15 protein-coding genes are annotated in these 18,650 nt (G+C 65.9%); 12 read left to right on the top strand and 3 right to left on the bottom strand.

The features are described 5' to 3' along the window. Positions 1–26 precede the first annotated feature (26 nt). The 8 genes from Q5064_RS06795 to fdhD all read left to right on the top strand — a co-directional run bounded on the left by Q5064_RS06795 (position 27) and on the right by fdhD (position 10,263). Positions 27–1,337: a S41 family peptidase gene (locus tag Q5064_RS06795; protein ID WP_302963254.1), complete on the top strand. Its 1,311-nt coding sequence runs from the start codon at positions 27–29 to the stop codon at positions 1,335–1,337. A 3-nt stretch (positions 1,338–1,340) separates the two neighbouring features. Continuing rightward, positions 1,341–3,350 carry a ribonuclease R family protein gene (locus Q5064_RS06790; RefSeq protein WP_302963252.1) on the top strand — a complete coding sequence of 670 codons (2,010 nt, stop codon included), beginning with the start codon at positions 1,341–1,343 and terminating at the stop codon, positions 3,348–3,350. 25 nt (positions 3,351–3,375) lie between these two features. Continuing rightward, positions 3,376–4,326, top strand: a complete 951-nt coding sequence (nrfD, locus tag Q5064_RS06785; RefSeq protein ID WP_302963250.1) for an NrfD/PsrC family molybdoenzyme membrane anchor subunit — start codon at positions 3,376–3,378, stop codon at positions 4,324–4,326. A 100-nt stretch (positions 4,327–4,426) separates the two neighbouring features. Continuing rightward, positions 4,427–4,876, top strand: a complete 450-nt coding sequence (locus Q5064_RS06780) for a GntR family transcriptional regulator (RefSeq protein WP_302963248.1) — start codon at positions 4,427–4,429, stop codon at positions 4,874–4,876. Positions 4,877–4,901: 25 nt separating this feature from the next. Then, positions 4,902–5,834: a slipin family protein gene (locus Q5064_RS06775; RefSeq protein WP_302963246.1), complete on the top strand. Its 933-nt coding sequence runs from the start codon at positions 4,902–4,904 to the stop codon at positions 5,832–5,834. 148 nt (positions 5,835–5,982) lie between these two features. Then, positions 5,983–8,715 carry a molybdopterin-dependent oxidoreductase gene (locus tag Q5064_RS06770; protein ID WP_302963244.1) on the top strand — a complete coding sequence of 911 codons (2,733 nt, stop codon included), beginning with the start codon at positions 5,983–5,985 and terminating at the stop codon, positions 8,713–8,715. 13 nt (positions 8,716–8,728) lie between these two features. Beyond that, on the top strand, positions 8,729–9,337 hold the full coding sequence (locus Q5064_RS06765; RefSeq protein ID WP_302963243.1) for a 4Fe-4S dicluster domain-containing protein: 609 nt from the start codon (positions 8,729–8,731) through the stop codon (positions 9,335–9,337). 149 nt (positions 9,338–9,486) lie between these two features. Further along, complete coding sequence (gene fdhD / locus Q5064_RS06760; RefSeq protein ID WP_302963241.1) at positions 9,487–10,263, top strand: formate dehydrogenase accessory sulfurtransferase FdhD; 777 nt, start codon at positions 9,487–9,489, stop codon at positions 10,261–10,263. Between the two features lie 95 nt (positions 10,264–10,358). Here the strand turns inward: fdhD and Q5064_RS06755 are convergent, their stop codons facing one another. Together Q5064_RS06755 and Q5064_RS06750 are read right to left on the bottom strand one after the other, a co-directional pair. Beyond that, positions 10,359–11,741 carry a sodium-dependent transporter gene (locus Q5064_RS06755; RefSeq protein WP_302963239.1) on the bottom strand — a complete coding sequence of 461 codons (1,383 nt, stop codon included), beginning with the start codon at positions 11,739–11,741 and terminating at the stop codon, positions 10,359–10,361. 220 nt (positions 11,742–11,961) lie between these two features. Then, a complete protein-coding gene (locus Q5064_RS06750) occupies positions 11,962–12,240 on the bottom strand; it encodes a hypothetical protein (protein WP_302963238.1) in 279 nt (92 codons plus the stop codon). Positions 12,241–12,737: 497 nt separating this feature from the next. On the opposite strand from Q5064_RS06750, the gene ftsY reads away from it, so the two are divergent. The 3 genes from ftsY (at position 12,738) to ffh (ending at position 16,406) form a co-directional block, all read left to right on the top strand. Next, positions 12,738–14,246 (top strand): signal recognition particle-docking protein FtsY, encoded by a 1,509-nt coding sequence (ftsY, locus tag Q5064_RS06745; protein WP_302963236.1) that lies wholly within the window; start codon positions 12,738–12,740, stop codon positions 14,244–14,246. A 67-nt stretch (positions 14,247–14,313) separates the two neighbouring features. Then, the gene (locus Q5064_RS06740; RefSeq protein ID WP_302963235.1) at positions 14,314–14,964 is read left to right on the top strand and encodes a hypothetical protein; all 651 of its coding nucleotides are present in this window, start codon (positions 14,314–14,316) and stop codon (positions 14,962–14,964) included. Between the two features lie 23 nt (positions 14,965–14,987). Next, entirely contained in the window at positions 14,988–16,406 is a 1,419-nt protein-coding gene (ffh, locus tag Q5064_RS06735) for a signal recognition particle protein (RefSeq protein ID WP_302963233.1), read from the top strand. Positions 16,407–16,589: 183 nt separating this feature from the next. On the opposite strand, the gene Q5064_RS06730 is transcribed toward ffh, so the two are convergent. Further along, on the bottom strand, positions 16,590–16,715 hold the full coding sequence (locus tag Q5064_RS06730) for a hypothetical protein (protein ID WP_302963232.1): 126 nt from the start codon (positions 16,713–16,715) through the stop codon (positions 16,590–16,592). 253 nt (positions 16,716–16,968) lie between these two features. On the opposite strand from Q5064_RS06730, the gene Q5064_RS06725 reads away from it, so the two are divergent. Further along, the gene (locus Q5064_RS06725) at positions 16,969–18,648 is read left to right on the top strand and encodes an ABC transporter substrate-binding protein (protein ID WP_302963231.1); all 1,680 of its coding nucleotides are present in this window, start codon (positions 16,969–16,971) and stop codon (positions 18,646–18,648) included. Positions 18,649–18,650: the final 2 nt, after the last annotated feature.

Raw genomic sequence — 18,650 nt, 5'->3', positions numbered from 1 at the left:
CGCTTCGGTTTGAGGAGGTATCCCCGATGGCCCGAGAAGACAACGGCCGCCCCATCGCCCACAGCGCCCGCTTCCGCGGCGAGCAGCGCATGGAGCGCGCGACGAACCACCTGATGTTCCGCTTGTTCGTTACCGTCATCCTCGTGGCGGTGGCCTTCTGCGCCGGCTTCGTGCTGCGCAGCCAGACGGCGCTCATGGACCAGTGGGGCATCCCCGTGTCCGAGGAGGAGGCCGCCTCCCTCGCCCAGATGTCCACGCCCGACACCTACGACTCGGTGAGCGCGCGCGTGGCCGACGTGGAGGACATCCTGGCCACCTACAGCCTGGACAAGGCCGACGTGACCGAGGCCACCTACTCCATACTGGCCGATCTCATGAAGGCCACCGGGGACGCCTACGCCGCCTACTACAACCCCGACCTGTACAACAACTACATCAAGGAATCGACGAGCCGCAGCTACGCCGGCATCGGCGTCACCTTCGCCGACTACAACGGCCGCGCCTACGTGTCCGGCGTCTTCGAGGGCTCCGAGGCCGAGGCCAAGGGCGTGCAGCAGGGCGACTTCATCGAGGCCATCGCAGGCGAGGACACTTCGGCGTGGTCGATGACCGAGGTGGTGAACGCGCTGTCGCAGCACGAGGGGGAGAGCGTCTCGGTCACCTGGATGCGCCCCTCCTCCATCGACGCCCAGACCGGCGACGAGTTCTCCACCACCCTCGAGTGCAAGGTGTACGAGGAGGCGAACCTGTCCACGGAGCTTATGGGAAGCGTGGGCGTGGTGAAGATGCGCCAGGTGACCCAGAACGCCTCCGACCTGGTGTGCCAGGCGGTGGAGGGGCTCACGGCCCAGGGAGCCACCTCCTTCGTGCTCGATCTGCGGGACAACGCCGGGGGGTATCTCACCCAGGCGGTGGACGTGGCGGCGCTGTTCGTGCCCTCGGGCGTGCTCGTGCAGATCCAGACCAACGACGGCATCACGCCGAAGAGCGTGCCCTCGGGCAGCAAGGTGGCCACCGAGGCGCCCGTGGTGGTGCTCGTGAACCGGTACACCGCCGCCGCCGCCGAGGTGCTGGCCGCTTCCCTGCAGGACAACCAGCGCGCCCAGGTGGTGGGGGAGACCTCCCTCGGGAAGGGCTCGGTGCAGGTGGTGCGCGAGCTCGACTTCGGCGGGGCGGTGCGCTACACGGCGGCCTACTATCTCTCGCCCCAGGGCCAGCCCATCGACGGGGTGGGCGTCGTGCCCCAGGTGGAGGTGGCCAACGGCAGCACCGAGGGCGAGGACACCCAGATGCTCGTGGCCGTGGACACCGCCCGCAGCCTCGCCCCGGCGGTGTAGGCCGTGGGGCGCAACCAGCGGCATACGCGCCGGCGCGCGAAGGCGAACCCCACCGGCGTGCTCGTCTCACGGGCCGAGGGCTACGGGTTCGTGGCCACGGCCGAGGGCGAGTACTTCGTTCCGCCAAGCGCCATGGCCGGTGCCTTCGACGGCGACTTGGTGGAAGTGGCGCCGACCGCGCGCAAGGGCGCGGGCAAGGGCGGCCGGGCGGCCGACGGCGCGGCGGCGGGTGATGCCTCCGGGCTTCCGGCGGCCCGCGTGCTGCGGGTGATCGACCGGGCCCACGACACGGTGGTGGGCCGCTACGAGGTGGCTGAGCCCTTCGGCGTGGTGGTGCCCGCCGACCCGCGCATTCCCTACGACGTGTTCACCCTGCGCGCCGACTACCCGGATGTGCCCGACGGGGCGCTCGTGCGCGTGCGCATCGCCCAGTTCCCCACCCGCAAGAGCGCGGCCACGGGGCATATCGAAGAGGTCATCGCCGAGGAGGCTGACGACGTGCGCGTGGGGGTGGACCTCATCGTGGCGCGTCATAAGCTGGAGACGGTCTTCTCGGAAGGCGCGCTCGCCGAGGCCGCCGCGGCCGTGCTGGACGCGGAGGGCGCCCTTTCCGCGGGATACCGCGACCTGACGGGGCGCTTCGTGTTCACCATCGACCCGGCCGACGCCAAGGACTTCGACGACGCGCTGTCGCTGGACTACTTGGAAGAGGAGCGCCTGTGGCGGCTCGGGGTGCACATCGCGGACGTGTCCCACTACGTGCCGTGGAACTCGTCGGTGGACTTGGACGCGCGCCGGCGCGCCACGAGCGTCTATCTGGCCGATCGGGTGATTCCCATGCTGCCGCCCGCGCTCTCCGACGAGCTGTGCTCGCTGAAGCCGGGCGAGGTGCGCCGCTCCATGACGGCCGATTTGTACCTGAACGACGACGGCGAGTTCGTGCGGGCCGACTTCTACCCGGCGCTCATCCGCTCGGACGCGCGGCTTTCCTACGGCGAGGCCGACGCCATCCTCGTGGACTACAAGGAGGCCATCGCCGTCGGAGGGGACCTCGCCTGGCGCCTCGTGCAGTGCTCGCGGCTCGCCGGCCTGCGCGAGGCGGCCCGCGCCCGCGCCGGCGGCATCGACTTTTCCACTACCGAGGCCAAGGTGGCCCTCGACGGGGAAGGGCGGCCGGTGGACATCGTGCTGCGCCGCAAGACCGACGCCACGCGCCTCGTGGAGGAGGCCATGATCTTGGCCAACGAGGCCGTGGCGGGCTTTTTGGAGGCCCGCGGCTTCCCCTGCCTGTTCCGCGTGCACGAGCCGCCCGCCGCCGACGCGCTCGGCTCGCTCATCCCCGTGTTCCAGGAGTTCCCGTGGTTCACGCGCCCCATGGAGGCGCGCCTGGTGGCGGGCGACGCCCGCACTATCCAGGAGATCCTCGCCGCTTCCGCCGACCGCAGCGAGGGGGAGCTGGTGAGCTCGCTGCTTCTGCGGGCCATGAAGCGGGCCGTCTACCGGCCCGAGAACCTCGGGCACTACGGGCTGGCGAGCGAGGTGTACTGCCATTTCACGAGCCCCATCCGGCGCTACCCCGACCTCGTGGTGCATCGCATGCTGCGCGCGGCGCTCACCCGCCGCCCCGAGAAGTTCGACCAGGAGGTGGCGGCCCTGCCCTGGATCGCCGAGCACGCAAGCGACATGGAGCGCGTGGCCGACACGGCGGCGCGCCAGTCCCAGGAGCTGAAGATGGTGGAGTACCTGAGCGCCTTTGTGGGCCAGGCCTTCTCCGCCGTGGTGAGCGGGGTGGCAGTCTACGGGCTCTACGTGCGCCTCGACTGCACCGCCGAGGGCATTCTGCCCGTGCGGGCCTTGGGCGAGGAGTACTTCGCCTTCGACCCGGTGCGCTACACGCTCACGGGCGAGGAAACCGGCCGCGTCTTCCGCCTGGGCCAGCGCGTGGCCGTGGTGCTGAAGAGCGCCGATGTGCCCACCGCGGCCCTCGAGTTCGCCCTGGCCGGCAGCCGGTAGGGAAGAGGGGATAAGGGGGAGGGGAATGGTAAGCGCCTACATCGCACTGTACCTGTTTTTCGCCGGAGCGGGAGCCGGCGCGTTCCTCATCGGGTCGGCAGTCGATATGGCGCTGCGCGTCGGGCCCGCCGTGGGCCGCGGCTGGTTCGCCCGCGTGAGCGTCGTGACCGACGCGGGGCTCGTGCTGGGACCGGTGCTCGTGGCCGCAAGCGCGCTGTTCCTCGTCCTCGATCTGGGAGTGCCGGACCGCGCCTACTACCTTTTCCTCGTGTCCACGCCGAGCCTGCTCTCGCTCGGGGCCTGGAGCATCGTGGGCTTCTGCCTGTGCGCCGTGCTCGCGCTTGCCGCCGGAGCGCTGGCCGGCGACGACGAGGACGATCTGGGGCGCGAGGGAGCCTCGGGCCGGGTGCTGCTGAGGGTGCTCGAGTTCGCGGCGAGCGTCATCGCCACCGGCTTGGCCCTGTTCGTGATCGGTTACTCGGGTGTGTTTCTGGCCATGTACCCGTCGCTGCCGTTCCTGCACACGCCGTGGGTGCCCGTGCTGTTCGTCGCCTCGGCGCTCGCGTGTGGCTTGGCGGCGCTTCTGGCCTGCGCGTTCTTCCGCCAGGCAGTGCCGGGGATGCCCGAGGCGGTGGAGTCGCTTCTGGCGGTGGACGCGGTGCTCGTGGGTATCGAGGCTGCGGTGCTGGCGGCCTTTCTGGCAAGCTCGCTGGCGGCCGGCGGAGCGGTGGCCCAGGCGGCGCAGGCGCTTGTGGCCGGGCCGCTGCTCTTCCCGTTCTGGGCCGGCACGGTGGTGCTCGGGCTGGTCGTTCCCCTGTCGGTGGATGCCGTGTGCCGGCGCAGGCCGGCCCTCGTGGCCGTGGGCTTGGGCGCGGCCTGCACGCTGGCGGGCGGCCTGTGCCTGCGCGTGGTTTTGCTCATGGCCACGGAACGCTTCAACCTGGCCTTCATGAGCGCCCTGGGTTTCTGGAGCTAGACGGCGCCTCCGTGGGTTTTCCCGATGTGGCGGGATATGTGCCCTGCCGTCCTCGTTCTCTGTGATACTATGACAATATTACTGAGAGAAGGGACGCGGAATGGACGTGCGGGAGCAAATCGAAGATGTGGCGGTTGCGGAGGAAGCGGCCGAGGCAGAGCCTCTGAGCGCCTTCCGGATCAACGAGAAGAGCGTCGTTCCCATTTGGATTCAGATTCGCAAGCGCCTGGTGTACCTCATTTCCGTCGGCAAGTTCGAGCGGGGGGAGCGCCTTCCCTCGGTGCGCGAGCTGTCGGTGCGGCTGGGCGTGAACTACAACACGGTCAACAAGGTCTACCAGGATCTGGAGCGCGACGGCTACATTTACACGCAACGCGGCCGGGGCACCTACGTGTCCGACCTCAAGGGCGTGAAGCTCTCGGCGGTGGACGGCGATGTGGAGGCGCTCGCCATCGATTTCGTGCAGCAGGCGCTCACGCGGGGCATGTCTGCCGAGGATATCCACGATTTAGTGTCCGAGCAGCTGATTCTGCTGGGCGGCGCGGCGTAAGGCGCGCTCGAGCGAGGGGGTAAGGGTGAGAAGCAAGGCCAAGCAGATGAAGGAGACGACCCAGGCTCCTGCCCGCGCCACGGCTCTGGCCGGGTCGATGGCGGCGCCAACGGCGAAGAAGACCTCGCGCAACAGCGTGTATGTGTTCGCCACGGCGCTCTTTCTTACGGCGGGCGGCCTGTTCGCCCTGCTGATGTGGCAGGTGTCGCTGCCGATGGCGCTTATCGGCGGCATGGTCGTGGGGCTGGCGGCATCCAGCACCGTGCGGATCGCGCCCCAATGGGAGCGCGTCGTGGTGCTGCGCTTGGGACGGTTCAGCCGCATCAGCGGCCCGGGGCTGTACACGGTTATTCCCATTGCGGAGTCGGTGGCCGCCCGGGTCGACCAGCGCATGATCACGACGCCGTTTTCCGCCGAGGAGGCGCTCACGGCCGACTTGGTCCCCCTCGGGATAGACGCGGTGCTGTTCTGGATGGTGTGGGATCCCAAAGACGCCTGCGTGGAAGTGGAGGACTACTCGTCGGCGGTGTGGTGGGCGGCTCAGACGGCCCTGCGCGATGCCGTGGGGCGCATCAACCTGGCCGAGGTGGCCACGCGCCGCGAGCAGCTGGACAACGAGGTGAAGGAAATTCTCGAGGAGAAGACGCGTACCTGGGGCATTACCGTGATATCGGTGGAGATACGCGATATCGCGGTGCCGTCGGATTTGCAGGACGCGCTGTCCAAAGAGGCCCAGGCCGAGCGCGAGCGCAACTCGCGCCTCCTGTTGGCGGAAATCGAGAAGGACATCTCCGAGATGTTCGTGGAGGCTGCCGCCGTCTACGAGCAGAACGACAAGGCGCTTCAGCTGCGCACGATGAACCTCATCTACGAATCGGTGAAGGAGAAAGGCGGCCTCGTCATTGCGCCCTCGGCCTTCGGCGAGGCCTTCAACAACATCGACAGCTTCCTGAAGTAAAGGGCAGAACTATCCTTGAAATAGGATAGTTCTAGTGATTGATTGTCATAGTAGAGTAGTGTACCCTGACAATAGGCATTTCGAGATGCCAGGGGAATGTCCTCTGCAGAGGGCAGGGGAGTCTCCTTATTCGAGAAGGGGGTACACCATGAGCGAGAGCGGTCTGAATATCAGCCGTCGAGGGTTCGTGGCAGGAGCCGGCGCGGCGGCAGTGAGCCTGGGGCTTACGGGCTGCGCGGCGGGAACGGCGGAGAAGGGGGAGGTCGAGCTGGCGAGCACCTCGCCGGAGAAGACGGCCTACGATCCGAATGCGGGGGAGTGGATTCCCACCTGCTGCAACATGTGCTTCTGCAACTGCTCCATCAAGGCCCATGTGATCGACGGCGTGGTCGTCGAGCTGACGGGCAACCCGGACAGCCCTATCGGCAACGGGCATATCTGCGGCAAGGGCGCGGCGGGCATCATGCAGCTCTACGATCCCAACCGCATCACGAAGCCCATGAAGCGCACGAATCCCGAGAAGGGCATCGGCATCGATCCGGGCTGGCAGGAGATCAGCTGGGACGAGGCGCTCCAGATCATGGACGAGAAGCTGACGGCCGCGGCGGCCGAGTATCCCGGAGCTATCGGCAGTGCCTCTATGGTGGCGAGCCAGGCGGGCAGTCTGGTGAAGGGCATGGCCCTGGGCGCCCTGTACGGCGCCTACGAGCCGGGTAACGCCATCGCCGACTTGTGCGGCACCGGCGTGCACCAGGTCAGCTACATCTACACGGGCGCCGGCAACGCCATGCCCGACTACAAGTACTGCAACTACATCGTCCAGTTCGGCACCAATGCCGGCACGGCCACGCGCCACGGCTTCAATATGACGGCCGGTCTGTTCGCCCAGCGTCGCGCCGAGGGGCTGCGCCTGGTCAGCTTCGACCCCCACATGAGCGCCTCCGGCGAGCAGGCCGACAAGTGGGTGCCCATCGCGCCGAGCACCGATGCGGCCGCGGCGCTGTCCATGGCCTATGTGCTCGTGCACGAGCTCGATCTCATCGACCGCGAGTTCCTGACCCAGCGCACCAACGGCCCGGCGCTCGTGAGCGACAAGACCCAGCGCATCCTGCGCGACAAGGGCTCGAACAAGGCCCTCTACATGGATGCCGACGGCAAGGCGAAGCCCTATGACGAGTGCGCCGACCCGCAGCTGGAAGGCACCTTCACCGTGGACGGCGAGTCGTGCACGACGGGCTTCTCGCTGTACAAGGAGCACCTGAAGAAGTACACCCCCGAGTTCCAGGAGCCCATCACCTCGGTGCCCGCCGACACCATTCGCCAGGTGGCCAAGGAGCTCGGCGAGGCGGCTTGCATCGGCGAGACCATCGAGATCGACGGCGTGACGCTGCCGTACCGCCCCGCCTGCGTCGACCTGTTCTCGGGGCTCACGCGCCACAAGCACGCCTTCCACGCATGCTGGTCGGTCATCTCGCTGAATACGCTTATCGGGGCGACGAACTCCGTCGGCGGCCTTGTCGGCTTCGATCCGGCCTGCAACGGCTGGACGGACGCGCCCGAGCCCTCGGTGCAGTGGCGCCCGAGCATTTGGGAGGAGGACGGCTTCATCAACGACGTCTCGCTGATGCTGGCCTACCCGCACTCCTACTACGAGAAGGTGCGCAACGGCGACTACGCGCCCAAGGACATGTCCATGCTCGCCCTGCAGCCCATCGGCGAGGACGCGCACTTCTACAACATCGCTCAGGCGAATCCCGATCTGTACCACACCCAGCCGGTGAAGGTGATGTTCGCCTACGGGTGCAACCCGATCAAGTGGTGGGGCAACCACGACGAGCAGATCAAGGTGTTCAAGGACTTCGACTACGTTATCGGCGTGGATTTGTTCTTGAACGACTCCTCCTACTTCTACGACCTGTTCCTGCCTGAGGCCAGCTACCTGGAGCGCATCGATCCGATGCCGCACTTCTTCCTCAACCACCGCGTCATCGGCGGCATCGATATCCCGTGGGCCTATCCGGTGTGGCAGAAGGTGGTGGAGCCCAAGGACGGCATCATGTCCATCTTCGAGATCTTCGCCGAGCTGGCCGACCGCAAGGGCATGAACGAGGCGTACGTCGGCCTTCTGAACACGGTGTACCGCGTGAAGCCCGAGTTCGCCATTCCCGCCGATCAGAAGCTCGATATCGAGGCCTTCGCCGATTCCGTCACCCGCAGCGTGCTCGACGACCAATGCGACTACGCGTGGCTGAAGGAGCATGGCGTCTACACCCATCCGCGCGATGTGGACGAGATGTACATCTGGGCCAACGACGCTCCCGGCAAAGTACCGCTGTACTGGGATTTCATGTTCGAGGCCAAGGAGAAGATCGAGGCATCGGTGAAGGAGCTCGGCATTTACTGGGAAACCGACGACTACCAGCCCTTCCCCGACTGGAAGCCCGCGGTGGAATGGGAGGCGGAGGATCCGGCCTACGACCTGTTCCCCATCTACTACACCGATGCCATCAACACCGACTCGTGGGCGCTCGAGAATCCCTATATCGACGAGATCAACGGCGCGAATCCCTACGCCTACGCCATCGAGATGAACGCGGAGACCGCCCGGGCCAAGGGACTGGCCGATGGGGACGCCGTGCGCCTGACGAGCCAGCACGACTCCTTCGTCGAGGGCATTGTCGCCACGTCGGAGAAGATCCATCCTTCCTGCCTGTCGGTTATCGCCGGCACGTGGGGATCCGCCTCCGAGTTCCAGCCCGCCATCAAGGGCAAGGGCACGGCCATCTCGCACTTGGTTCCCGGGCAGGATCCCAAGCGCCTGGACCACATCTGTTCGGCCCTCGACCAGACCGTTCGCGTTAAGATCGAGAAGATTTCCTAGGAGGGGATGAGCTATGACCTACGGAATGCTCATTGACTTGAAGAAGTGCATCGGCTGCCATGCCTGCGCCACCGCCTGCAAAGAGGCCCACGGCACCCCGCCCGGCGTGACCCGCTCCCATGTGGAGCGCGAGGTGGAGGGCACGTATCCGGACACGCGCCTGACCGCGGTGCCGATGCTGTGCATGCACTGCGAGACCGCGCCCTGCGTGGAGGTATGCCCCACCGGCGCGTCGTTCAAGCGCGAGGACGGCATCGTGTCCGTGAACAAGGACGACTGCATCGGGTGCAAGACGTGCATGAACGCCTGCCCCTACGGCGCCCGCTACTACCGCGAGGACGAGCGGGGGTATTTCGGCGATACGCTGAACGAGTACGAGGAGGTCATGTACCCGACCATGCCCAAGGGCACGGTGGACAAGTGCACCTTCTGCGCCGACCGCGTCGACGAGGGCGCCGGCCGCAGCCAGGCCTGCGTGGCGGCCTGTCCGGCCGAGGCGCGCCTGTTCGGCGAGCTTGAGGATATTCGCTCCCAGGCCGAAGCCGCCGATGGCTACCAGCTTCTGCCCGAAGAGGGCACGGGCCCCTCGGTGTGGTATCTGCCCAACCGCGTGAACGAGTAGCGGCGCACCTCACGGCCCTCTCCTGCGAAACGGCGGCCTTCCTCCCAGGCCGCCGTTTTCTTTTGGAGGGGACGTGGGGCGTGCCGATGCGGTGAGGGGCCGGCGAGGGGGAGGTATAATGCTGCGGAAACGACGACGGAAGGAACGACGTGGCGACGGTGTCGGACAAGGCGCGGGACGGGCGAGGGCAGGCCTCGTTCACCCATGGGCTCATTTGCCGCTTCGACCGGGACGAGAGCTCGCTGAGACTCGATTCCGTGATCGAGGAAGTGGTCTACCTCGTGATCTTGAACGGCCGTCCCCTGCGCGATATGACCTGCTCGCCCTGGAACGTGCGCGAGCTGGTGGTGGGCGGCCTGTTCACGTCGGGGCGCATCGACCGCGCCGATCAGGTGCGGCGCCTCGAGGTGGACGAGGAGGCGGGCACGGTGACGGTGGAAACGACGGCCGATGCCCGGGCGGCCGGCTCGGTGGTCGACCGCGTGCTGTGCCCGGCGGCCTCCGCGTCCCGCGAGGTTGCCCCCATGCTCACGGCGCAGGAGGTGTCCGCGCGCATCGAGTACCTGGAGGGCGGATCGAAGCTGTTCCACCGCACGGGCGGCGTGCACAGCGCCGTGATGGTGGACCGCGACGGCGGCCTTGTGGCCTGGTTCGAGGACATCGGGCGCCATAACGCCCTGGATAAGCTGGCCGGATGGTGCGTGATGAACGAAGCCGACGCATCCGACAAGATTCTTCTGTTCTCGGGGCGCGTGCCCTGCGAGATCATCGCCCGGGCCATCCGCATCGGGTTTCCCGTGGTCATCTCGCCCGGCGCTCCCACCAACCTCTCCATCCAGCTGGCCTGCGAGCACGGGGTCACCCTCATCGGGTTCGCCAAGAACGGCAAGTTCAACGTGTACACCCACTCCGCCCGCATTCGCTAGCGTTCAATTTCCCGCGTATGACGTGAAATGGGCCCGAGGCCGGCTGCGGAAAGCCCCCGGCCCCGCAGGCGCGCGAGGGAAGGGGGAGGTGCCGGCTACGCCAGCCAGGAGGTGACGATGGGCAGCCAGCCCATGATGAGGATGATGACCACGAGCACCGGCACGCCGAAGCGCATCCAGGGGCGCAGCCACGCGGGGAACTTGAGCCCCGTGCCCTCGTTGGCCTCGGCGAGGAAGTTCTTCCATCCCCAGCCGTGGCGGCTCACGCAGAACAGCACGTAGACGAGCGACCCCAAGGGCATGATGTTGCTGGACACGAGGAAGTCCTCGATGGTCTGGATGTCGCCCACGCCGGGCATGACCACGTCCGAGAGCACGTTGAAGCCGAGCGCGCAGGGCAGGGAGAGCAGCGGGATGGCGATGAGGTTCACCACGGTCGCCCGCTTGCGCGACCAACCCCACTGGTCCATGGAGAAGCGCAGGATGCCCTCGAACACGGCGATGACCGTGGAGAGCGCCGCGAAGCTCATGAACACGAAGAACAGCGTGCCCCATACTTGCCCGAGCCACATCTGCTCGAAGACGCTCGGCAGCGTGATGAACACGAGCCCTGGGCCCGCATCGGGCGCCACGCCGAAGGCGAAGCAGGCGGGGAAGATGATGAGCCCGGTGGCCAGCGCCACGCCGGTGTCGAGCGCGCCGATGGTGGCCGCCTCGCCCATGAGCGAGCGGTGCTTGTCGATGTAGCTGCCGAAGATGGTCATCGACCCCATGCCGATGGAAAGCGTGAAGAACGCCTGGCCCATGGCCGCGTAGGCCGCCTCGAAGAAGGTGTCGGGGGTGGCGAAGATCTTCGAGAAGTCGGGCAGCAGGTAGAAGGCCGCGCCGTCCGCGGCACCGGGCAGGGTGAGCGCGCGCACCACGAGCACGCCGAGGATAGCCAGAAGCGCGAGCATCATCACCTTCGTGACGCGCTCGACGCCCTTCTGCACGCCCAGGGAGCAGATGAGGATGGCGATCACGCACACGAGCACCATCCAGAACACCACTTCCACGGGGTTGGCGAGCATGGCGTCGAAGACGGCCTGGGTGCCCGCGGCGTCGGCGCCGGCGAGCTGGCCCGATGCCATCTTCGGCACGTAGGCGAGCATCCAGCCGGCCACGGTGGTGTAGAACATCATGAGCAGATAGCAGCCCGCGCCGCCTACCCACTTGTACTTGTGCCAGTGGGTGCCGGCCGGTTCCAGCACGTTGAAGGCCCGGGCGATGGAGCGCTGCGAGCCGCGGCCCACGGCGAACTCCATGACGAGGATGGGCAGTCCCAGCACCACGAGGAAGATGAGGTAGAGCACGAGGAACGCCGCGCCGCCGTACTCGCCGGTGATGTAGGGGAAGCGCCATACGTTGCCGAGGCCAATGGCGCAGCCGGCCGAGATGAGGATGAAGCCGAGGCGGCTGCCGAATCGCTCGCGTTCCATGGGTCTCCTTCGGGGACGGGCGGCCGCTTCGGGCGGCTGCTGTCGGGGCCGGCGGCGCGGGTGCCGGCGCGGGTTTGGCGGGCCGGGCGCGCCTGTGGGGGGCGCCCGGCAAGAGTTCAACTTCGCCATGCTACCAGAAGAGAAGGCCCCGGGGCTCGGCAATCGCCAAGTCTCGGGGCCTTGTTTGCGGGGTTGGAGGTTCCCTGCGGGTGTGGCGCGTCTACTTCGCGGCGTCCTTCGCCTTGTCGGCGGCATCGGCAGCGGCGTCCTTGGCCTTGTCGGCCGCGTCGCTGGCAGCCTGCTTCAGATCCTCGGCCTTGTCGGCGGCCGCATCCTTGATGTCGCCCGCCTTGTCCACGACGGCGTCCTTGATGTCGCCGGCCTTGTCGGCGGCGGCGTCCTTCAGATCTCCCGCCTTCTCGGCCAGATCGTGGGCTCCCTCGGCGAACGCGTCCTTGATGTCCTCGCCGGCATCTTTCATCTTATCGATAAAGCTCATGGTGCATCTCCCTTCAAGGGTGGTGAACAAACCTGACGGTTATCATAGGCCGCCCCGACCCCGTCTTTACCGCGCGGCTCCGACTGATGACGCGCTATTGATGACCCGTTGCGTGTTCGTTGGCTTTCTGGGCGAGCGCCCGCGGCGAGTGCGGTTGGGGCCGAGGGCCGGCGAGGGCGAAGTGCCGCCTGCGAAGGGGTGCTCGCGGTCGCGTGCGGTTGGGGCTGCCGAATTCGGCAAGTTTTCTGCGATTTCCAACATATAAATCGGAAGATGGGCCGCCGTGGCGCCATCAAGAGGGGGAATGCACCGCTTCGGGGATCTCGGCTGCCCTATTTCAGGCTTCGGGGCGCTTCGGTCGTTGGAAAACGAGGAAAACTTGCCAGATTCGGGCGGGTTGGACGCAAGGGGCTGCGGGATGGCGTACACTATGGGCAAACTGAACGCCGGGCCCAAGGAGCGCTTGGCAGCTGGATTCCGTACCTGAAGGAGGCCCCATGGGCTTGTTCGACCGCATCAACGAGGGGCTTGCCCGCTCGCGCGACAAATTCAAGGAGTCGATGAACGTCCTTTTGGACCGCGGGCCCGATTTGGACGAGGAGTTCTGGGAGGGCCTGGAGGAGACGCTCATCCTGTCGGATGTGGGCGGAGCCGCGGCGGCCGATATCGTGGAGCGGCTGCGCGATCAGGCCACGCGCCGCGCGCTGCCGGATGCCTACGCGGTGCTCGATCTGCTGAACGACGAGATCGCGGCTACCTTTACCGAGGGCGGGGAGGACATCTTCGGCGGCGGGGAGGCCGCGGTGCTGTTCGTGGGCATCAACGGCACGGGCAAGACCACCACGGTGGGCAAGCTTGCGAAGGCCTCCACCGATGCGGGCCGCGCCGTCATCTTGGGCTCGGCCGACACCTTCCGCGCCGCCGCCATCGAGCAGCTGGAGGTGTGGGCGCGCCGTTCCGGCGTGGAGATGGTCACCCGCGAGCGCGGGGCCGACCCGGCGAGCGTGTGCTACGACACCCTGGAGCGCGCCGAGGCGACCGGCGCCGATCTGGTGCTCATCGACACGGCCGGGCGCCTGCACACCTCCGCCGACCTCATGCGCGAGCTGGAGAAGGTGGTGAATGTGGTGCGGAAGCGCTCGAAGCTGCCGGTGTACACCGTGCTCGTCATCGACGCCACCACGGGCCAGAACGGCCTGCAGCAAGCCCGGGAGTTCAACCGCGCGCTCGATTTGGACGCGCTCATCGTCACCAAGCTCGACGGCACCGCCAAGGGCGGCATCGCGCTGGCGGTGAGCCACGACCTTGAGCTGCCCATCGTGAAGATCGGCGTGGGCGAGGGCATCGACGACTTGCGCGATTTCGATGCCCACGAGTTCGCCGCCGCCCTCGTGGGCGCCTTCGACGAGCGTTTCGACGAGGACGAGGACTCCCTGCGCGGCGAGAACGCCAAGGAAGCCGCCGTTACCGCCGGCGAGCGCCGCCGCGACGTGCTGGAAGGTGCGCCGGTCGTGGCTGAGGCGGCGGCCGAGGGGGCCGTGGAAACCGGGGAGGACGCTAGCGATGCCGAGCCGGCGGCTCCCGCGGGCATCGCTGAAGCGGGCGTGGCCGGCGAACCGGTGGTCGACGAGCAGGGCGACGTGGAAGAGGCGCTCGTGGAGGCGGCCGGCGAGATCGAGGCCGAGCCTGCCGACGCCGATCTTCTGGAGGCGGCGCTCGGGCGGCGCACCCACGAGACCATCGTGGCCGAGACGACCGAGGACGAGCCTGCGGGCCTTGAGGCCGCCGAGCTGGCCGAGCTCGACCGCAACGCGGAAGCTGTGGCCGAGGCCGCAGCCGGGGAGGCGCTCGACGATGAGGCCACAGCCGACGAGGAGGCCAACGGCGTCCCCTTCACCGACGATGAGCTGGCCGAGCTGGCCCTGGCCGCCGGCGAGGCCGAAGGCGCCGAGGAGCCCGAGGCTCCCGAGCCCGAGAAGAAGAGCTTCTGGAAGCGTTGGTTTTAATTACGTTTCTTTTGGGGTTAGAAATGTTAACTGGGAAAATGGAGTCCTTCGGAGAAGGAGGGATTGAGTGATACATTTTGGATGTAGCTTCAAAAAGGACGAGGCGGATTTATTGCTATCAAGGGAAAACTATTTATATAAGAAGAGAAATGGGGAATATCCATTAAGGTTTGGCGGCATCTGGACGGCAGATGATATTGCCGAACATGAACAAATTTGCCTTGATAATTTTGATCTCAACATGCTTTTCTACGATCAATTGGATGGGGTGCAATTTGATTATCAGATCGAAAGACTGAAATTCGAGTTCCCTGAGTTTGATGAGATAACTGACCTTACTCAGGAGAAAGAGCGTTACGGTATTTATGCAATGATTCTTGATAAATATAAACAAATATATATTGGAAAGACTCGTAAGAATTTCTTCTATAGGATAAAGAAACACTGGTCCGATAATGTTGAATTCGATAGATTGATTTTTGGTGATTGGAGAAAGTCGAAACTGCCCATTGATTCTTTCAAGGCATTGGACACGACAAGAATTCTCGTTATGCCACTCGAGGGGTATTCTGAAGAAGAGATTTTGGCCGTTGAGCAGGTTCTTGTTGAGTCAATAGATGAAGTTTTTTTGGCCAATAGATTAAGCGGTGGATCGATTCAGTGGTCCAATCGTTTGACGCCATACATGTGCGGTAAAGTGAAATTTAGAAATTTGTAACAGTTGTACAGGAGTCGGTGCTTATGCTTGAGAATCTTTCCGAACGCCTTCAGGGCATCTTCTCGGGGCTGCGCTCGAAGGGGCGCCTCACCGAGGAGGACATCAACGCCGCCATGCGCGAGATCCGTCTGGCGCTTCTGGAGGCCGACGTCAACTTCAAGGTGGTGAAGGCCTTCGTGGCCCGCACCAAGGAGCGCTGCCTCTCCTCCGAGGTGCTCGACTCGCTTACTCCGGCGCAGAACGTCGTGAAGATCGTGCTCGACGAGCTCACCGAGCTTTTGGGCCGCACCGACTCGCGGCTCGTGCTGGGCAGCCGCATTCCCAACGTCATTATGCTCGTGGGCCTGCAGGGTTCCGGTAAGACCACGGCGGCCGCCAAGCTCGCCTACCGCCTGAAGCAGGAGAACCACACGCCGCTGCTCATCGCCGGCGACGTGTACCGCCCCGCCGCTGCCGACCAGCTGCAGACCCTGGGCGACGAGATCGGCGTGCGCGTGTACCGCGGCGACGGGCGCGACCCGGTGGCCATCGCGCGCGAGGGCGTGCAGGACGCCATCGACAATCTGCGCGACGTGGTCATCATCGACACGGCGGGACGTTTGCACGTGGACGAGGACATGATGGCCGAGGCCGCCGCTATCAAAGAGGCCGTGAAGCCCGACCAGATCCTCATGGTGGTGGACGCCATGACCGGCCAGGACGTGGTGAACGTGGTGGAGGCCTTTGCCGATTCCGTGGACTTCGACGGCGTCATCATGTCGAAGATGGACGGCGATGCCCGCGGCGGTGGCGCGCTGTCCATCCGCGAGGTGACGGGCAAGCCCATCAAGTTCATCTCCTCGGGCGAGAAGCCCGACTCGCTGGAGGTGTTCCATCCCGACCGCATGGCCAAGCGCATCCTCGGCATGGGGGACGTGGTCTCGCTCATCGAGAACGCCGTGCGCGTGCAGCAAGCCGAGGAAGAGGAGCTCGAGGCCGAGCGCATGATGCGCGGGAACATCACCCTGGACGACTTCGTGATGATGAACGCCCAGATGCGCAAGATGGGCGGTGTGCAGAAGCTCGTCAGCGCCCTGCCCGGCGGCGACAAGGCGCTCGCGTCCGGCCAGGTGGACGAGGGGGCGCTCGACGCCATGGAGGTGATCATTAACTCCATGACCAAGGAGGAGCGCGCCAAACCCGAGCTCTTGAACGGCAGCCGCCGTGCCCGCATCGCCAAGGGCGCCGGCGTGAGCGTGACGGCCGTGAACCAGATGATGAAGAAGTTCAACGAGACGAAGAAGATGGTGAAGCAGGCCACCGCCGGCATGGACGCGCAGATGGGCCGCGGCAAGAAGGGGAAGAAGGGCAAGGGGCGTCGCCGTCGCGGGCTCGGCATCCCCGGCATGGGCGGCATGTCCATGAAGGACCTGAAGAAGATCCAGGACATGATGGGCCAGTAGGGAAGAGTTTCGCCCGAGGCTGCTGCGGCCGCAGAGGCTGCGGCAGCGGGGTGCCGCCTGTGCGCCAGGTCGCTTGGTCCCGCGCCTTGCGGGGCTCGGGGGCGATTTGCTACAATACGGCCAGCGGATGCCCGTGGTTGGGATGCGGGCAACGCCGTTTGACTTTAGCTGGCCGCAAGTCACCTAGTGCTTGCGGCCAGCCTTCGTTTCTGGGCGCGAGCCCTGCGCTGTGGACATGGCCTTCACCACCGACGCCGCCAACCCCATCGCCGAAGCAGCGAGCTTGAGCAGCTGGATAATCAAGTCCATGGGCAAATCACCTCCTTCCACACGAGAAGGCGCTGCCAGCAAACGGGGCTTACTCCGCTGACCTGCTGCTATTGTATCAGAAATATACAAACATTTGTACGTAAATATGAAATGATTGATCGGTTTGCAAATCTTGCAAGGGCCGTTCGGCATACGAAAATGAAATTCGTAACACTCCGAAGCGATTCTCTGGTATATTACCAATCAAGAATTCGTAACACCGCAGGGAGGCGGTGCGAGGAGAGGAGAAGTTATGGTCTTAAGTCGGCGGAACTTCGTGAAGGGCGCCGCGGCTGCGGCCGGGACGGTTGCGTGGGCCGGCCTGCTTTCCGCTTGCAGCGGGGGAAGCAATGCGACGGACGGTGACGCGGGGACGCGCACCGCCGATGGAGCGGCGGCCGCGGGCGCGGGCCCTGCCGGCGAGAGCCAGGTGGTCATCACCATGACGCCCTCCTCCGAGCCGGCTGCCGGTTTCGACCCGCTCGTGAACTGGGGCGCGGGCGAGCATGTGCACGAGCCGCTCATCCAGTCGACCCTCATCACCACCGACAACAACCTCGCCTTCGTGAACGATCTGGCCACCGACTACGGCTGCTCCGACGACGGCCTCACCTGGACCTTCCATATCCGCGACGACGTGAAGTTCACCGACGGCGTGGCGCTCACGGCCGAGGACGTGGCCTTCACCATCAATGGCATCGTGAACGGGGAAGCGGCCGAGGCCGACCTGTCCATGGTGCGTGAGGCCCGCGCCCTGGACGCCGTCACCTGCGAGATTGCCATGGAACGTCCGAACAACGCGCTGCTGTATACCTTGGCGGTGGTGGGCATCGTGCCGGCCCACGCCTACGGCGAGGACTACGGCGAGCACCCCATCGGGTCCGGCCGCTATATGCTTGAGCAGTGGGACCGCGGCCAACAGGTGATCCTGCGCGCGAATCCCGACTACTACGGCGAGAAGCCGCTCATGGACCGCGTGGTGGTGCTGTTCATGGAAGAGGACGCCTCGCTTGCCGCCGCGAGCGCGGGCACGGTGGATGTGGCCTATACCTCGGCGGCGCTCGCGGGCGCGGTGCCGGCGGGCTATACGCTGCTGAACTGCGCGTCGGTGGACTCCCGCGGCATCTCGCTGCCGTGCAACCCGGCCGGGACCGACGTGGTGGTGGATGGCGATATGGTGTATGTGGGCGGCAACGACGTGACGTGTGACATCGCCGTGCGCCGCGCCCTGAACTTCGGCATCGACCGCGCGGTCATGATCGAGCACGTGCTGGCCGGCTTCGGGCATGAGGCCTACTCGGTGGGCGACGGCATGCCCTGGTCGAGCGATGCTATGAAAGTGGAAACCGATGTGGCGGCCGCCGAGGCGCTGCTCGATGAGGCCGGTTGGATGCGGGGCGCGGACGGCATGCGCGCCCGCGACGGCGTGCCCTGCGCCTTCGACCTGTACTACGCCGCGAACGATTCCACCCGCCAGGCGCTCGCCTACGACTTCGCCGACCAGTGCGCCGCCCTCGGTATCGCCGTGACGCCCAAGGGCGCCAGCTGGGACGACATCTACGCGCGCCAGTACGCCGATCCGGTGCTGTGGGGCTGGGGCTCCAACTCACCGGTGGAGCTGTTCGAGCTGACCTATTCCACGGGCTGGGGCAACTACGCCCAGTACATGAACGAAACCGTGGACGCCAACCTTGAGGCGGCCCAGGCGGTGCGCACGGTGGAGGAGTCCTATCCCTTCTACCAGGCGGCCCAGTGGGACGCGGCCAGCGGCACCGGCGTGGCGCCCGAGGGGGCCGCGACATGGGTGTGGCTCGCCAATGTGGACCACCTGTACTTCGAGCGCGAGGGGCTTGCCGTGGCCGAGCAGAAGCCGCACCCCCATGGTCACGGCTGGTCGCTCGTGAACAACATTGACCGTTGGTCCTGGAATTAGAT

The organism is uncultured Adlercreutzia sp., assembly GCF_958431955.1.
Classification (GTDB): Bacteria; Actinomycetota; Coriobacteriia; order Coriobacteriales; family Eggerthellaceae; genus Adlercreutzia.
This window is presented reverse-complemented; position numbering and strand designations above follow the sequence as displayed.